At 41.9% G+C, this 15,875-nt stretch carries 13 protein-coding genes; 4 read left to right on the top strand and 9 right to left on the bottom strand.

What is annotated here, in order from left to right; translation table 11 throughout:
- Nucleotides 1–49: 49 nt before the first annotated feature.
- Nucleotides 50–3,592 carry an N-acetylmuramoyl-L-alanine amidase gene (locus LC508_RS26745; protein WP_118593815.1) on the bottom strand — a complete coding sequence of 1,181 codons (3,543 nt, stop codon included), beginning with the start codon at nt 3,590–3,592 and terminating at the stop codon, nt 50–52.
- 194 nt (nt 3,593–3,786) lie between these two features.
- Here LC508_RS26745 and rffA point away from each other — a divergent pair, with 194 nt between their 5' ends.
- A complete protein-coding gene (rffA, locus tag LC508_RS26740; RefSeq protein ID WP_033143046.1) occupies nt 3,787–4,923 on the top strand; it encodes a dTDP-4-amino-4,6-dideoxygalactose transaminase in 1,137 nt (378 codons plus the stop codon).
- A gap of 61 nt (nt 4,924–4,984) precedes the next feature.
- On the opposite strand, the gene LC508_RS26735 is transcribed toward rffA, so the two are convergent.
- Both LC508_RS26735 and LC508_RS26730 read right to left on the bottom strand, forming a co-directional pair.
- The gene (locus tag LC508_RS26735; protein ID WP_033143045.1) at nt 4,985–5,323 is read right to left on the bottom strand and encodes an EamA family transporter; all 339 of its coding nucleotides are present in this window, start codon (nt 5,321–5,323) and stop codon (nt 4,985–4,987) included.
- Nucleotides 5,316–5,681, bottom strand: a complete 366-nt coding sequence (locus LC508_RS26730; protein WP_033143044.1) for a transporter — start codon at nt 5,679–5,681, stop codon at nt 5,316–5,318. Before LC508_RS26730 ends, LC508_RS26735 begins: the two co-directional genes overlap by 8 nt.
- A gap of 187 nt (nt 5,682–5,868) precedes the next feature.
- On the opposite strand from LC508_RS26730, the gene LC508_RS26725 reads away from it, so the two are divergent.
- The 3 genes from LC508_RS26725 to LC508_RS26715 are packed head-to-tail and all read left to right on the top strand — an operon-like array spanning nt 5,869 to nt 9,065.
- Entirely contained in the window at nt 5,869–6,798 is a 930-nt protein-coding gene (locus LC508_RS26725; protein WP_033143043.1) for a glycosyltransferase, read from the top strand.
- 27 nt (nt 6,799–6,825) lie between these two features.
- Nucleotides 6,826–7,806: a hypothetical protein gene (locus LC508_RS26720; RefSeq protein WP_033143042.1), complete on the top strand. Its 981-nt coding sequence runs from the start codon at nt 6,826–6,828 to the stop codon at nt 7,804–7,806.
- Nucleotides 7,803–9,065 carry an ATP-grasp domain-containing protein gene (locus tag LC508_RS26715; RefSeq protein ID WP_225305271.1) on the top strand — a complete coding sequence of 421 codons (1,263 nt, stop codon included), beginning with the start codon at nt 7,803–7,805 and terminating at the stop codon, nt 9,063–9,065. The genes LC508_RS26720 and LC508_RS26715 overlap by 4 nt, the downstream gene beginning before the upstream one ends.
- Before the next feature lie 71 nt (nt 9,066–9,136).
- Here LC508_RS26715 and LC508_RS26710 read toward each other — a convergent pair whose 3' ends face one another.
- The 6 genes from LC508_RS26710 to cdaA all read right to left on the bottom strand — a co-directional run bounded on the left by LC508_RS26710 (nt 9,137) and on the right by cdaA (nt 15,827).
- Nucleotides 9,137–12,085: a L,D-transpeptidase family protein gene (locus LC508_RS26710; protein ID WP_054352245.1), complete on the bottom strand. Its 2,949-nt coding sequence runs from the start codon at nt 12,083–12,085 to the stop codon at nt 9,137–9,139.
- Between the two features lie 175 nt (nt 12,086–12,260).
- Nucleotides 12,261–12,566: an AzlD domain-containing protein gene (locus LC508_RS26705; RefSeq protein ID WP_033143040.1), complete on the bottom strand. Its 306-nt coding sequence runs from the start codon at nt 12,564–12,566 to the stop codon at nt 12,261–12,263.
- Nucleotides 12,563–13,267 carry an AzlC family ABC transporter permease gene (locus LC508_RS26700; RefSeq protein WP_033143039.1) on the bottom strand — a complete coding sequence of 235 codons (705 nt, stop codon included), beginning with the start codon at nt 13,265–13,267 and terminating at the stop codon, nt 12,563–12,565. Before LC508_RS26700 ends, LC508_RS26705 begins: the two co-directional genes overlap by 4 nt.
- A gap of 98 nt (nt 13,268–13,365) precedes the next feature.
- Nucleotides 13,366–13,629 carry an HPr family phosphocarrier protein gene (locus tag LC508_RS26695; RefSeq protein WP_033143038.1) on the bottom strand — a complete coding sequence of 88 codons (264 nt, stop codon included), beginning with the start codon at nt 13,627–13,629 and terminating at the stop codon, nt 13,366–13,368.
- A gap of 25 nt (nt 13,630–13,654) precedes the next feature.
- Nucleotides 13,655–14,974 (bottom strand): CdaR family protein, encoded by a 1,320-nt coding sequence (locus LC508_RS26690; RefSeq protein ID WP_052099654.1) that lies wholly within the window; start codon nt 14,972–14,974, stop codon nt 13,655–13,657.
- Nucleotides 14,952–15,827 carry a diadenylate cyclase CdaA gene (cdaA, locus tag LC508_RS26685; protein WP_033143078.1) on the bottom strand — a complete coding sequence of 292 codons (876 nt, stop codon included), beginning with the start codon at nt 15,825–15,827 and terminating at the stop codon, nt 14,952–14,954. Before cdaA ends, LC508_RS26690 begins: the two co-directional genes overlap by 23 nt.
- Nucleotides 15,828–15,875: the final 48 nt, after the last annotated feature.

Here is a 15,875-nt window from a genome sequence, read left to right as displayed (position 1 = left end):
ACAAAAAACAGATGCATGATAGAATTCATCCTATCATGCATCTGTTTTTTTAAAGCTTTTTAAGATTTTTAATCATTTTCACTAAATCTTTTCCATAGTTTTCGGATGCTGCCCAACCGCCTCCATTCGGATTATCTGGTATTCCCAGCCATTCCACATAAGGCGCTGAATTTCGTTCTACATATTCAAAACGGACATCTACACATTTATTTTTCAATTTTGCAGTAGACGCATACGCTTTTAAATGCTGAACCTGTGCACGAATCCCTGTGCGTACATCTTTAAAGGAGTTTCCTTTCACACCTCCGCCCGTTGCACCAAGGCCGGCAAAGTTAAACTGTTTGATAGAAACATCTCCGCCAAACTGTAACCAGCCGGTTTCTTTCATAGCCTGGCAAAAAACCACCTCAGCTTTTATGCCTTCTGCATTTGCCTCCTCCAATACAATTTTGGCAAAAGTTTTTATATCTTTGGCGCCTCCTTTGGAAAGATCTTTTGATGGATATGTACATTTAGACTGCTTGAAATACTTTACCATCTGATCCACAGTCACACTGCTGTCGCCTGCTATTTTATATAAATTTTTTGTATTTGTGCTTGAATTGCCAGAGTTACTGCTGGATGTATTATCGTTTTTTTTTGCGTCTGGAATCCAGGCACCGGAGCCATTCAGATAATATTCTTTACCACCCACTGTTATCCAGCCGGTTTTCATCACTCCGTTTTTATCACAGTAGTACCAGGTTCCTCCCAGGTTCAGCCAGCCAGTCTGCACTGCACCGCTGCCATTGCTGTAATACCATTTATTGTTTACCTTATACCAGCCGGTCAGCATCGCTCCATTCCCTGGTGCTAAGTAATATTTAGCCCCTCCGACTGTAGTAAAACCTTCTGCCATAGCTCCGCTGCCAGTCAGATAATACCATGTTCCTCCCAGATTCAGCCAGCCTGACTGCATCACTCCACTTCCATTGCAGTAATACCATCTTCCGTTTGCCTTAAACCAGCCTACTCTCATAGCTCCATTACCCGGATTCAGGTAATACCAGCCATTTCCAAGATAGTTCCAGCCCTCCGCCATAGCTCCGTTGCCCAGAAGGTAATACCAGGTTCCTCCCAGATTCAGCCAGCCGGTACGCATTGCTCCGCTTCCATCACAGTAGTACCACTTCTTATTTACTTTAAACCATCCGGTACACATGCTGCCATTTGACGGATTCATATAATACCAATGACTTCCGACTACTATCCAGCCTTCTGCCATGGCCCCGTTCCCGGATAAAAAGTACCAGGTTCCTCCAAGATTCAGCCAGCCGGTCTGCATAGCTCCGCTTCCGTTGCTGTAGTACCATTTCTTTCCTACTTTATACCAGCCGGTCCGCATTTTCCCATCCGAAGGATTCAGGTAATACCAAGCACCGCCTATAGCATTCCATCCTTCTGCTCTGGCTCCGTTTCCCAGAAGATAATACCAGGTTCCTCCAAGATTCAGCCAGCCGGTCTGCATCACTCCGCTCCCGTTGCTGTAGTACCATTTCTTTCCTACTTTATACCATCCGGTGCACATTTTGCCGCTGCCCGGTTTCATGTAATACCAGGAACCACCTACAGAAATCCATCCCTCTGCTGCGGCTCCATTTCCTGACATATAATACCATGCACTGCCAATCTTATGCCAGCCGCCTTCCAGCATGGCACCATTGCTCTGTAAATAATACCGTTTTCCATCAATTTTCTGCCAGCCGGTCTGCATAGATCCGGAGGCATTCAGATAATAGTAACTGCCATTGATCTTTTGCCAGCCGGTCAACATATGGCCGCTGCCATTCAGATAATACCAGGTTCCTCCAAGATTCAGCCAGCCGGTCTGCATCACTCCGCTTCCATTTAAATAATACCAGACATTGTCTATCTTCTGCCAGCCGGTCTGTTTCTTACCGCCTACATAGTAATAATATTTGCCTCCTACCTTTCGCCATTCACCTTTTGACTCTGGTACCGGCTCGTATGTCTCACCGCCTGTTTCAATACCGAAATACTGGGCGATTCCGTATGCATCCGCCTTTGCCAGGTTTTTCAATGAAGCTTCGTTGTTGAGATATTTCTTATCCGCTGCCCCTGATAAAAAGGCATGTTCTACTATAATCGCTGGTATTCCTGCATTCTGTCCGCCTCTTATTATCGCATAATAATCTGCTTTACTGCCGTCAGGATAAACGCCTCCATCACCGGAGTCCTTTTCCTTTAGGCCTCTATCATAGAGTCCCAGAGAAACCAGACGTTTCAATATGTTATTAGCCACCTTATGAGCATTTTCCGCAACTTCCGTATTGTACCGTCCAGTGCGTGGTACCAAAACCTCTGCGCCATGAGCTGTCTCATAATCAAAAGCATTCAGATGAAGACTTACTAAGAGATCTGCATGTTTATTTGCAGCAAAGTCCACTCTCTCATTTAATGTCATATTAATGGCCTTTGATGCTCCTACCGTATCATGTGTCATATATACTGTGATATTAGAGTACTTTCCCAGCTCTTTTTTCACGTAATTGGCGATTTTCATAGTCAAGTCTGCTTCAACAAATTTCGTACCGTCACTGAATTTATGATCAGCTCCCGGGTCATAACCATCCTTGTCAACAGTGCCATGACCGGGATCCAGCACGACAATGTAGTGATCCTTCTTTTTAGGTTCTACAGAAACCGTAGCCGGCATATCTGTATCATCGCCCAAAGAAAATGCTGCTATTTCATTGGAAGCTGCCTGTCCCAACTGATTATTCTCAGTTATTGCCTCTTTGATATCATCTGAAGAAATACCGCTTTCATCTGCTGAGATAACACCCTTCTCTACCTGCTCTGCTGTCTGAGCATCAAGACCAGCCTCTTCATTTTGACTCTCCGTTATAGTCTGGGTAACTTCTTCCGCTCCCATCTCTATCTGAGCCATCTCTTCTTCTTCCTGGCTCAGAGAAATATTATATTCCTGTCCCCCGGCAACAGCCTTCATGGACACAAACTTTCTTTCCTGCCCCTGCTGCGGCAGCTCCAGTAAGAACGCTGCAATATTTTCTGCCAATTCCTCTGCATCTGCTGTATGTAATTCCCCATCACCATCCTGATAGGTAATCTGAGCACTTTCCAATATGGTAGAAGATTGATCTCCCACTTCTACGATAACAGACTGATGAGCGTCATCTTCCTGCGTAAAGATATAATTACAAATCAAAGAAGGTGTTTCTGTCTCTGCTTTCTCCCCTTCTGTTATTACATCTACTTCTGAATCCGTCTGCACATCATTTGCATTTGGAGAATTCTCATCGTCCTGGACTTCATTTTTTTCGTCCTGACTCTCCGCTTCATTATTTACATTCTGCGGATCTTCTCCCTCTGAAGCCGGTTCTTTCCCTTCATCTCCTATTCCTTCCTCTGCGGCTGGCTCCTTCTGGCCTGTCTGCTGTTTCTCGTCAACTGCCTGTGTACCTGCTCCTGCTGAAACTGATGCATCTGCGCCATATACTGGTGTATACAAACTCATCAGCATGGCCAGAACCAACAGATATGACAGGAGTCTTTTCCCTGCTTTTTTCATTCTTTACCCCTTTTCTGTTTGTGTTTCTTTCAAACTTATTAAATTTATTAAGTAAGTATTAAATATTATACAATAATACTCTAAAGAAATCAATGGAATACCAGTTTAATGTTTCCTTTTTTTTTACTTTGTGCTACAATAATTATGTTTTTTAAGAAATTGGCGTTTGTATTGATAAGTTAAAGGAGTTTTTCATGATTGATTTTAATGTTCCGCCTTATGTTGGAAAAGAAATGGATTATATAAAAGAAGCTGTCATGAACCGTAAAATATGCGGTGACGGTGACTTTACAAAGCGTTGCAGCAACTGGATGAAAGACAAGTTCAGCGTAAATCAGGTCTTTCTCACAACTTCATGCACACATGCCTTAGAAATGGCTGCCGTATTATCAGAAGTCACCGCGGGAGATGAGGTCATTCTTCCTTCTTACACCTTCGTATCCACTGCTGATGCCTTTGTACAAAGAGGCGCATCCCTTGTATTTGTAGATATCCGTCCGGATACCATGAATATTGATGAAACATTGATAGAGGACGCTGTCACCTCCAGAACGAAAGTCATCGTTCCTGTCCATTATGCAGGTGTCTCCTGCGAGATGGATACCATTATGGACATTGCTCAAAGGCACAAACTGAAGGTTGTTGAAGACGCTGCTCAAGGTTTTTCTTCCTATTATAAAGGAAAAAGTCTTGGTACCATTGGGGATTTTGGATGTCTCAGTTTTCACGAGACAAAAAATCTAAGCATGGGCGAGGGCGGCGCACTCTTATTCCAGGATACTGCCTATCAGGAAAAAGCGGAAATCTTAAGAGAAAAAGGTACTGACCGCAGCAAATTCTTCCGCGGTCAGATAGATAAGTATACCTGGCAGGATTATGGGTCATCCTATCTTCCCAGTGATATGAATGCGGCTTATCTGTGGGCTCAGTTGGAGATAGCAGATGAAATTCAAAAAGACCGCATGGATAGCTATGAATTTTACGACAATGCATTGAGACCTTTGGCTGATATGGGTTATCTGGAACTGCCTTATGTACCTGCTGAATGTGAACATAATGCCCATATGTATTACATAAAGCTTTCCGATCTGGAAGAAAGGACTAAATTCATCACCTATCTGAAAGAAAACGGGATTCTAAGTGTTTTCCATTATGTTCCTCTTCACACTGCTCCGGCAGGTATCAAATATGGCCGCTTCGCCGGAGAGGACAAATACACTACTAAAGAAAGTGAGCGACTGGTCAGACTCCCCATGTACTACCATCTTACATTAGAAGATAAAGAATATATTGTGGATACTATTTTCAAATATTTTCATCAATCACGATAAATTAAAATCCTGTCTTGAAAAAAGATGCGGCCCGGTCTCTACATGAAACCGGCCGCATCTTTTATCCTAAAGTATAGATAAAAATACCTGTTATAATGATCAGATTTCCAATCAATTTCCCTTTGCTGAACTTTTCTTTCAATATAAAATAGGATAGAAGCATAACAAATACATAACTGAATGTATCAATCACAGAGCCATATTTCATATCAACTCCAGTAAACGCATATGTATTCAGAAGAAGGACACCCCCAAAGATTCCATATGCAGTAATGACTCTCCAATTCAGGTATTCATAGATTGGATGGCTATATTTTCTATTTGCACTCTGTTTTAATAAAAGTTGTGAAAATGCAGTAAAAAAAGTACCGCCAAAAAGTATCAACATATATTTATTCATATTTTTGCACCACCAATACTCCAATTAATACTACTAACAGTCCAATCACATTTTTAATTGACAGTACTTCACCAAAAATTAAAACTGCCCATATTTGTGACCAAATCAGATAGACACTTTTGTTCGCATATGCAACACTTAATTCAAATTTTTGAATATTTTTCTGCCATGCCAACGCATAAATGAAACAATCCAAAAGCATAAGGAAAAAGAAAAAATACAATTTTATTCCCCAGATGCCATTTTTATTAAACTCTATAGATGCCATTTTTGTAAACACAGGAGTAAAGGAGAATATCATAATACTGATATGCAGAAAAATATAATCTTTTATCCTGCTGTTTTTAGAAACAGCCATTTACACCCCTTCTTTCTTAACATACTTTCTGTACACATCTCTAATATTGCACAGCTTTTTTTATTATAACACCCTTCTTCTTCCGGAACAAGTCTATTGAAACCCCTGTCGTAAAATGTTATAATAGGCCAGGTGGCTGCTGTCATTTTATAAAATAGAAGAAAAGCAGTCCTGGAGGTAAATAATTATGAGTTTATATTCAATCGTTGTTCCTGTATATAATTCAGAAAAGACATTAGAAGAATTATATACTCGAATCCGTGATGTGTTTGACCATACAATGAAAGAAAACTTTGAATTGATACTAGTAGATGACAGTTCCCGGGACAACTCGTATGAAGTAATGGAAAAACTTCATAAAGCGGATTCCCGGGTTAAAATTATTCAAATGGCAAAAAATTTTGGTCAGCATCCCGCTCTTCTCTGCGGATTTTCTTTTGCAAAGGGCGATTTTATCATCACTATGGATGATGATCTTCAGCATCGCCCGGAAGAAATCCCCAAAATGGCTGCTGCTATAAACGAACGTGACGATGTGGATGTAATAATCGCTAAATACGAAAACAGAAAGCACAATTTCATCCGGAAGTTGGGTACTAAAATTTCAATCTATGCAACATCCAAGATGCTCAATAAAGATCCCAACCTTGAAATCACAAGTTTCCGGCTTATGCGGAGATTTATTGTAGAAGCCATCCTGAACACGAATACCCATCTGCCGCAGATTGGTAATCTTTTGGTACAAAGCAGCAACCGTATTATCAATATCCCTGTTCAGCACGATTCACGTAAAGTGGGACGCAGTAATTATACGTTCCGTCATCTGGCAAGGGACTTGATATATGATATTACATCAAATTCTGCATTTCCTTTAATTTTAGTGAGAGATTTGGGGATTTTCAGTTTTATCATAAGTATATTGCTGGGTTTGTTTTATCTGGTACGCTATTTTATCTATGGTGTATCTGTAGAGGGCTGGACAACTCTTGTCCTGCTCATACTAGCCTATAACGGCATTATACTATTAGCCATAGGTATTATCGGTCAATATTTAATGAACATATTAAATGAAGCTAAGAAAATGCCTAATTATGTAATACGCAAAAAAGATTTGTAATATTGTTAGATTCGAGGAAAATAGATCATGAAAGAAATTGGCGGTTATCTGGAATTAGAAGAAATGTCTGGAGAAGAATATTATCCTGACCTTATCAAACTTAATCTCGGCCGAAATGCACTTGTTTTCGCTCTGGAGCAGTTACACATTAGGAAACTGTGGCTACCTCTTCTTCTCTGCGATTCCGTAACCTCTGTATGTAAAAATTCTAAAATAGAATTGGCTTGGTATCATATTCAAAAGGATTTTTCACCTGCACTGCCTCTAAAAAAAATGGACACCGGTGAATATTTGTATCTTGTAAACTATTATGGACAATTTTCTCAAGAACGCTTGTTGGAACTTCAGAATATTTATGGCAATATATTATTAGATAATACCCATGCTTTTTTTCAAGAACCACTGGGTACGATTCCTGTCTTATATTCCTGCAGAAAATTTTTCGGATTGCCGGACGGTGCCTATTTGTCCCTTGGGCAACAGAAACATTCTACTATAGATATACTTCCTGAAGACAGCTCTGCCGAACGTATGCAGCATATTCTCGGCCGGTATGAACACTCAGCCTCTGAGTATTATTCATCAATGCTGAATACTGCACATAATTTATGCAGTGAGCCCGTCAAAAGGATGTCACGATTAACACAAAATCTATTAAAAGGTATTGACTACCAGCGGGTATGTAATATTCGTAATGCAAATTATGCGACTCTCAGTGAGGTTCTGGATTCTGAAAACCAACTGACTCTTATTCCGCAAACAGGCCCCTTTGTTTACCCTCTTTACTGTCGGGACGGTATCCGTATGCGAAAAAGACTGGCTGAAGAAAAAATTTTTGTTCCGACTTACTGGTCGAATGTCATACAGGAAATGCCAGAAAAAAGTTTGGACTACGACTATGCAGCAAATATACTTCCTCTTCCCTGTGACCAGCGTTATGGTACGGAAGAAATGGAGCGGATCCTAATTGTTTTAAAACGATTGATGAAAGGTCAGAAGGACATATGATGAAGCAGAGACTGTTAATTTTGGGTTCATTAAGAGAATTTGTCCAACTCATTCAATTGGCAAAATCCCGTGGAATTTATACAATAGTATGCGATGGTTATCCAGACAGTGAGGGCAAAAAATATGCTGATAAAGCCTATGACATCGATGTGGGCGATACGGACCGGATTGTTTCTATCTGTCAGCTGGAGCGAGTTGACGGAATTATCACATCCTTCTCAGACTATTTATTTGAATGCATGGTGAAAATTGCAAACAAGGCCGGACTGAAATGCTATTTTTCTCCAGAAAAACTGGATTATTATCGAAACAAAGATATCATGAAACAGATGTTCCGCCAGCTTTCAATCCCAACTGCTAAATATGTCCGGCTATCCAGTGATTTTTCAGATTCTTTACTAGATGATATGGAATTTCCTGTAGTAGTAAAGCCCATAGATAAATATGGATCCCGGGGTATCCTGGTCCTTTATTCTGTGGAAGAAATCAGGAAGTATTATGATTTCATCTGTGCAACTTCAGAGATTAAAGAGATCTTGGTAGAAGAATATAATGAGGGTTATGAATTCAACATGATGAGCTGGGTTCTGGACGGAGAGATACATGTGATCAGTATTGCAGATCGGGAAAAAACACCGGTTTGTACAAATGACATACCAATCAGCACCCGTAATGTTTATCCATCCCGTCTGATTCATAATGTATATGACGAAGCAAAAGATATTTTGCAAAAAGTTGCAAATTATACCGGGCAAACCAGCGGTGTACTATCTATGCAGTTTTTTTGGTCACCCGGTGAACCCGTATCCGTTTGCGAAGTTGCTGGAAGATTTTTCGGCTATGAGCATGAGCTTGTAGATTACTGCTGTGGACTCAAGGTGGAAAATTTGCTGTTGGATTATTTATATGACGATACTTCACTGAGGAACACATTAAAAAAACATACACCTTTTTTTGAAAAAAACAGTGCTGTTCTATATTTTCACGGAAAAAATGGTCTGATGGTTGACAATCAGGAGGCTGCATCCCAGCTATCAAATATGAAGGGCGTAAAAGACGCCTGGCTTTTTTACAAACCAGGTGAACGGATAATCCCACATGGTGTAAATCCTTATGCAGTCCGTTACTATATATCCGACGGAACCAGAAAAGAAATAGATCGAATGACAAGGTATATATACAAACACATTTCTATCACCACAAAAGATGGTGAAGAGATCCTTTATGAGAATCAAATTCCCAAATATCCCGAATTATAATCTTCCATTATAAAAAAGTGCCGTCAGGTTAATACACTCTATGTGTATCACCTGACGGCACTTTTAATTTTTTACCAAATATCTGTTGGATCTTTCAAATTTACTCCCGCAGGAAGTTTTTGTGTTGCCGGTTTATCAAATGGCTCGTAATATCCATCTCCGATAATTACCGCAGTTCCTCTGCCGCAGTTATCATAAATCCATTTTGCATCCCTTACGCAAACACGAATACAGCCATGAGATGCCGGCTGTCCCAGCAAATTATAATCCCATGAAGAGAGATTATACTGGCTGGTGGAAGTACCTGCAACAGAATGGATAAAGATACCGTTTACTACATGTGAGGTCCACTGTCCCCATGACGGTCCCATAAGTATATGCCATCTGTCCTGATCTCCGATGTAAAATGTTCCTGCCGGTGTAAGAGTAATCGGATTACCCACAGAACAGGTTATTGATTTGACCGGAATAATCCACCCATTGCCTCCATCTTTTGCAAAAACAGTAATCTGGCAGCTCGTACGGTTTACTCTGATCTGGTAAGGGCCGCCTACCATATTACTGACATCCTGATGAAGCTGTCCGCCTGTACCAAAATATAATTTATATCCCTTTATATACTGCCATCCTGTAACCATGATACCACTGCCGTTCAGATAATACCAGTTACCATCCCAGGCAATGTATTCACCTTTCGCATATGCTCCATTACTTTTTCGGAAATAATAAGCTCCGCCCTTCTGCTCCCACTGGCCAGCAGTATTGACATTTACCGTACCATAACCCGGCACCCATCGTCCATCTTTACCTACATAATACCCGCCAATCGTAGTGTTTGTCAGCATGGCTCCGCTTCCGCCCACATAATAATATGTGTCAATCCAGGTATTCATAGCCATAATGCCATTGCCGTAAGAATAATACCATTTGCCATTATCCTGATACCAACCGGTCCGCATATCACCGTGACCCGGTGTGAAATAATACCAGGAACCGCCTATCACTGCCCAGCCCTGAATCATAGCTCCGCTTCCATTCAGATAATACCAGGTTCCTCCCTGATTCAGCCAGCCTGTTACCATAGCTCCGCTTCCGTTCAGATAATACCAGGTTCCTCCCAGGTTCAGCCAGCCCTTTGCCATTGCTCCGCTACCCGGAGTAAGGTAATACCAGGTTCCTCCTACATTAGCCCAGCCCTGAGCCATCGCTCCGCTTCCGGTGAGATAATACCAGGTTCCACCTAAGTTCAACCAACCAGTCTGCATAGCTCCGCTTGCATTACTGAAATACCAGGTATTTCCAATCTTGTACCAGCCGGTCTTCATCGCACCGTTTCCAGGTGTGAAATAGTACCATGCACCGCCTACCACAGCCCAGCCAGTCTGCATAGCCCCGCTGCCATTTAAATAGTACCAGGTTCCTCCCTGATTCAGCCAGCCTGTCATCATGGCTCCGCTGCCATTACTGAAATATGTGTTATTGCCTACCTTATACCAACCTGTCTTCATAACACCAGAATCTGGTGTAAGATAATACCAGGTTCCCCCCAGGTTAATCCATCCGGTTACCATTGCACCATTTCCTGATAGATAATACCACTTATTTCCTAATTTCAACCATCCGGTCTGCATATATCCGCTGCCGTCAAAATAATATTTTTTACCATCTATTTGATACCAGCAGTTTGTTGGCCAGGTACCATCTTCTTTCTGATACCACCAGCCTTTTCCATTTGATTTCCAACCCACAGTATGTACTTTGTAGGATTTGGTACATTTACCGTCTTTGCCAAAGAAATACCGCACACCTTTTACAATTACAGAAGTATTTTTCTTAACTGTGCCGTTTTTGTTCACGTAGTATTTCTTGCCATTGATTGTCTGTAATCCGGTTTTAGATGTCTGTTTTCCATTTGCTCCAAAATAGTAATATTTACCGCCGCTGATTATCCATTTGGATTTGGCATAACTTCCATCCTTATTCACCCAGTAATTACTGCCGTCTATTTTCTGAAGGCCTGTTTTATCCTGTGTCTGCACACCATTCACATCAAAATAATAATACTTGCCATCCAGCTTTTTCCATACAGCAGTCTCAGGCTTACCGTCTTCTCCGATCCAATAGTTAGAACCTTCAATAGTCTGAAGTCCTGTGGGCATGCCCTCTGTCAGCATCTTTCCGTCTTCACCGAAATAACAGAATGTTTTGTTTCCGTCATCTCCCACAACTATCTTCCATGCATTTGTCAGCGGTCTGCCTTCTGCATCCAGCCAAAAGGTATATTCACCATCTTCATCTTTGATCGTGTTCAGGCCTTCCAGGAAACTTCCAGGTACCTGAAGTCCTTCCGCCATTTTAGCATCCGGATCTCCCTCTGCATCTGCTTCTGTTGTATAATATGTGAAACAACCGTTCTCATTCTGATACCAATATCCGCCATAGCCTTTTAGACCCTCCTCTGTTGATGCAAAAGCGTAAACCAATGTTACTGCACCCAGATCCTCGTCTAAGTATCCTACGGTCTCATAAAGGCCAACGTGTGTTCCATTTACATCAAATTCGTCATATGGTTTAGGAGTAGCAGCCGCTTCCGTCCCGTCTTCCTGAACTTCAAAATACGTCCAGATACCGCTCTGCTTATCCAATTCCCATTTCTTCTGATATCCTGCAAACCCATCTACTGACTCATAATACCGGAATATCATCTTATTCTCAGCTTGTTCCAGAGTCCAATGGTCATCCTGGGCTGTTTCTGCATCGTGATTCGGTTCAGCCGGCAGGTCACCAGGCTGCTCATCTCCGGTCTGGTCAATGCCATTCTGGACATCGCCGGAAACATCTGTATTTCCCTGGCCATTGTCTGTTACTCCGCCCCCTTCATCCAGCGGATCTGTAAGCTCCGTAACCTGCTGCGGTGCTTCGCTTCCGTTGGTAGCAGTTGCTCCTACAGGAAGAACAGAAGTGAATGTAACCGCTGCTGTAAGCATCAGTGCCAACAGCTTCATCCTGCGCTTCTTCATACTATTCCCTCTACTTTCCAGCTTTACGCTCTTATTTATCTCCCGGATACAATATGTATCAAACAGGTATACTCTCCCTCTAGAGATATCACCATTTTACCATTTTTTACAGGTTATTACAACCAAACCGGAGAAATGTAATATTAAATTTCTTTTACAGTCTCATGAACTCTGCTCATATTAACTCTAAAATACGTTCTGTGATAAAAACACCGATACAGGAAAAACATGCCACCATCACCAGACTTTTCTCCTTCATGGCAAAAAATATGGCTGCTGCCAGGCCCGCAAAAGCGGATATCGGCGATGCCGTCGCGTATAAGATAGCCGGAAATGTCATGGCTGTCAGACAGGCATATGGCACGTAATATAGAAATGAGCGTATGTATACATTTGAAATTTTCTTCTGAATCAGTGTCAAAGGCAGCATACGGATCAAATAAGTCACGCCTGCCATAACAAAAATATACGCATAAATCATGCTTCCTCACCCTCCTTAATAGGAAATAGAACAGCTCCGATCCCCGCTGCCAGCAGTGTACAGATAATGATCATAAATCCGCCGGAAACCTGTTTGAGCACCGGGAGATAATAAAACATACTGCTCAGGGCCAGCGCAATAAATACCACGGTCCGCACTGTGGATTCTTTTTTTGCCGGTGGGACTACAATTGCTATAAACATTCCATACAGCGCCACACCCAAAGCGCTGCGTACAAAGGCGGGCATAACCGTGCTCGCTATGGCTCCGGTCAGCGTTCCCCCTACCCAGCCGAGAACCGGCAGGAGAATCAGGCCGTACATGTAATACTGACCCACACTTCCCCTTTTTGAACTTGCCACCGCGAATATCTCATCTGTATTTCCATACGCGATCAAAAGCCTGTGGCGCGTCTTTACGCAGCTGTCGAACTTCTGGGACAGGGAAAGCGACATGAGCGCATATCTCATGTTGATAACAAGCTGTGTCAATGCCATTTCCAACAGGGAGGCACCCGATAAAATGACATTCAGACCTGCAAACTGTCCTGCTGATGTGAGATTAAAGAGGGAAATCAGCACCGCGTGAAGAGGTGCCATACCGCTGTTCACTGCCAGCATTCCAAATGTAAAGCTGACAGAAAAATAACCCAGTGCTATGGGAATACCGTCTTTCAGACCTTCTTTGATGTTATTATGCATGATTGCTTTCTCCTTAAAGTAAAATATATGTAACGATTCGGTCAGGCAAAAATCGAGGGATGAGACAGCCTTGACTGTCCCATCCCCGGGATAAATGCTTATTCCTGCAAACCTTCCTCCAGAATATATACCAGATGTTTTAATGCCTCTTCTTCGTCTTCCCCTTCGCATACCAATTCAATCTCATCTCCGCCTTTCACACAGGCGCCAAGAACGCTGAGGACACTTTTCGCATTTGCTGTAACATTGCTGTAACTGAAGGTGATCAGTGATTTGAACTGCATAGCCTCACTGCAGAGGCGGCCTGCTGGTCTCAGGTGCAGCCCTATTAAATTATTGACTTTGACTTTCTGGCTTACCATTATTCATCACTCCCCTATTTCTGTTTTACGATGCCGGCTTTTGTGCTACAGCATCTGTATTGGTATTTGTCAAGGTTGCTTTGACTTTGACTTCATCGACCACCTGATAACCGTCAGGCACTTCAATCTTAACCGGTACTTCGTATTCGCCTGCTTCTGTATAACCTTTGAGATCGATGCTCAGGTGTATTTGGCTTTTCTCCAGTTTATCCAGTTCTTCCGTAAGTCCTTCAACACGGACCAGAACCTCCACTTTGTCGAGAACAACATTCATATTTCCAGGATTATTTTCAATCTTAATATCTGTTGTGGAGATGTTGTATTCCTTGCTGTTAAGAGGAAGGATACTTACCTTTATGAGTGCCGTATCATTTACACCGGATGCCAGTTTAATATCTTTTGGAAGAAGCTCGGCTAAATCAACGGAAAATTCACAGTCGGCTGATTTACCTGTAATATCTCTGTCCTCCGATGCGGGAATGGTCAGTTTGTTGCCATTTACCGTAAACTTCTGGAGTGCTTCATCTGAACCGATAATATTGATTTTCTCAGGAGTAGACGTAATTTTTCCAACCTGATATCCATTCAGCGGCTCTCCTACATAAGAATTTAACGCATCAATTGTGACTCCCTGGAGCGTTCTCCACAATTCAACATTAACCTTTACCGTTGTACTTGGTATATCAAATTTCAGGGAAGCCATCTGCTTATCCGTAAGCTCATCGTGATTCTTATCATAAATCACCAGCTCCGCATTCCTTTCACCGCTCTCGGTCATTCCATCTACATTAACTTTTGCAGTAACATTGTCAATATTCTTAACAACGGATTTCGGACCTGTGATAGTAATTTTCTCCGGCTCAGCCGTAGTCTTACCCACTTCATAATTCTTATCCGGTTTTGATTCTCCTACAAGCTCTGTATTGATGATACAGTCTATGCTCTCTCTCTCTTCTATAGTTATAGGAATATTTCTTGGTGTTACCTCTACGTTTTTATCTTTTATGCCTGGACATGTTACGGTAACAGGCACCATGATCGGCTGTGTCGTCATATCAATAATCTGAGTCAGATCTGCAACTGCAGTGATGTTATCTTTGCTCATATTCCTGATAATACTGTTTTCGCCCCTTACACGGACATTTACCGTATCCTTTCCCTCCACCATAAGGGCTAGTTTACCGCTTTTCTCAATGTATGACTCATTAACAAAAGTCACCGGAATATCTGTAAAAATTTCTGTTGTTATAGGATCCTGAACATTAACCACCAGCAGCCATATCAACATGGCAATCAGCAGGGAAAGGATTTTTAAGGTAAATTTATTCATCAGACTTTTCTTCATTCTTCACCCATCCCTTCCATATCTTACGCTTTTGTTTTTCTGCGTTGGCGTTCTGCTCCTTTATCAATATTTCTTTCAGTTCATCCCTGGTTACTCCAACCCTCAGGGCACCATTCTGGGCTACAGAAACCCTGCCGGTCTCCTCGGAAACAATAATTGTCAGAGAATCACTTACTTCACTGATTCCTACTCCTGCCCGGTGTCTTGTTCCAAGATTTTTATTCAGCTCCATATTATCCGACAGCGGCAGATAGCAGGTTGCTGCAACAACACGGTCCCCTCGGATGATCACAGCCCCATCATGAAGGGGTGTGTTATGCTCAAAAATATTAATCAGCAGCTGACTTGTCACTAATGAGTCAAGATAGATACCTGTTCTTGCATATTCGTTTAGTATCGTCTCTTCCTCGATGACAATCAATGCCCCTGTCTTAACTTCTCCCATTTCATAGCTGGCACGGACAATTTCATTTAATGTACGGTCACTGAATCTGCCGCTCTCATCTTTTTTACCACTGTCAAAGGGAAGAATTGTACTTACTATTTTCTTATGTCCCAGTTCTTCCAAAGCTTTTCTAAGCTCCGGCTGAAAAATAACCAGCACTGCCGTGATCGCATATCCGCCGGCATTATACACCAACCACAAAATCGTATTCATCTTCAAGAGATAAGCGATGAAGATAAATGCCAGGACAATTAAAATTCCTTTCAACAGGGAATAAGCCCGTGTATTTCTCACCCACAACATAAACTGATAAACCAATACTGCTATCAGAAGAATTTCAATAATGTCAATCCATGACATATGCGGAAGAGTTAAACCGGTCAGATATTCTTTTATGCTGGCTACCATATTCCCCATATCTCCACCCCCTTAATTATGTATAATTCCCTTATGGGA

The organism is Blautia parvula, from assembly GCF_020215665.1.
GTDB lineage: Bacteria > Bacillota > Clostridia > Lachnospirales > Lachnospiraceae > Blautia > Blautia celeris.
This window is presented reverse-complemented; position numbering and strand designations above follow the sequence as displayed.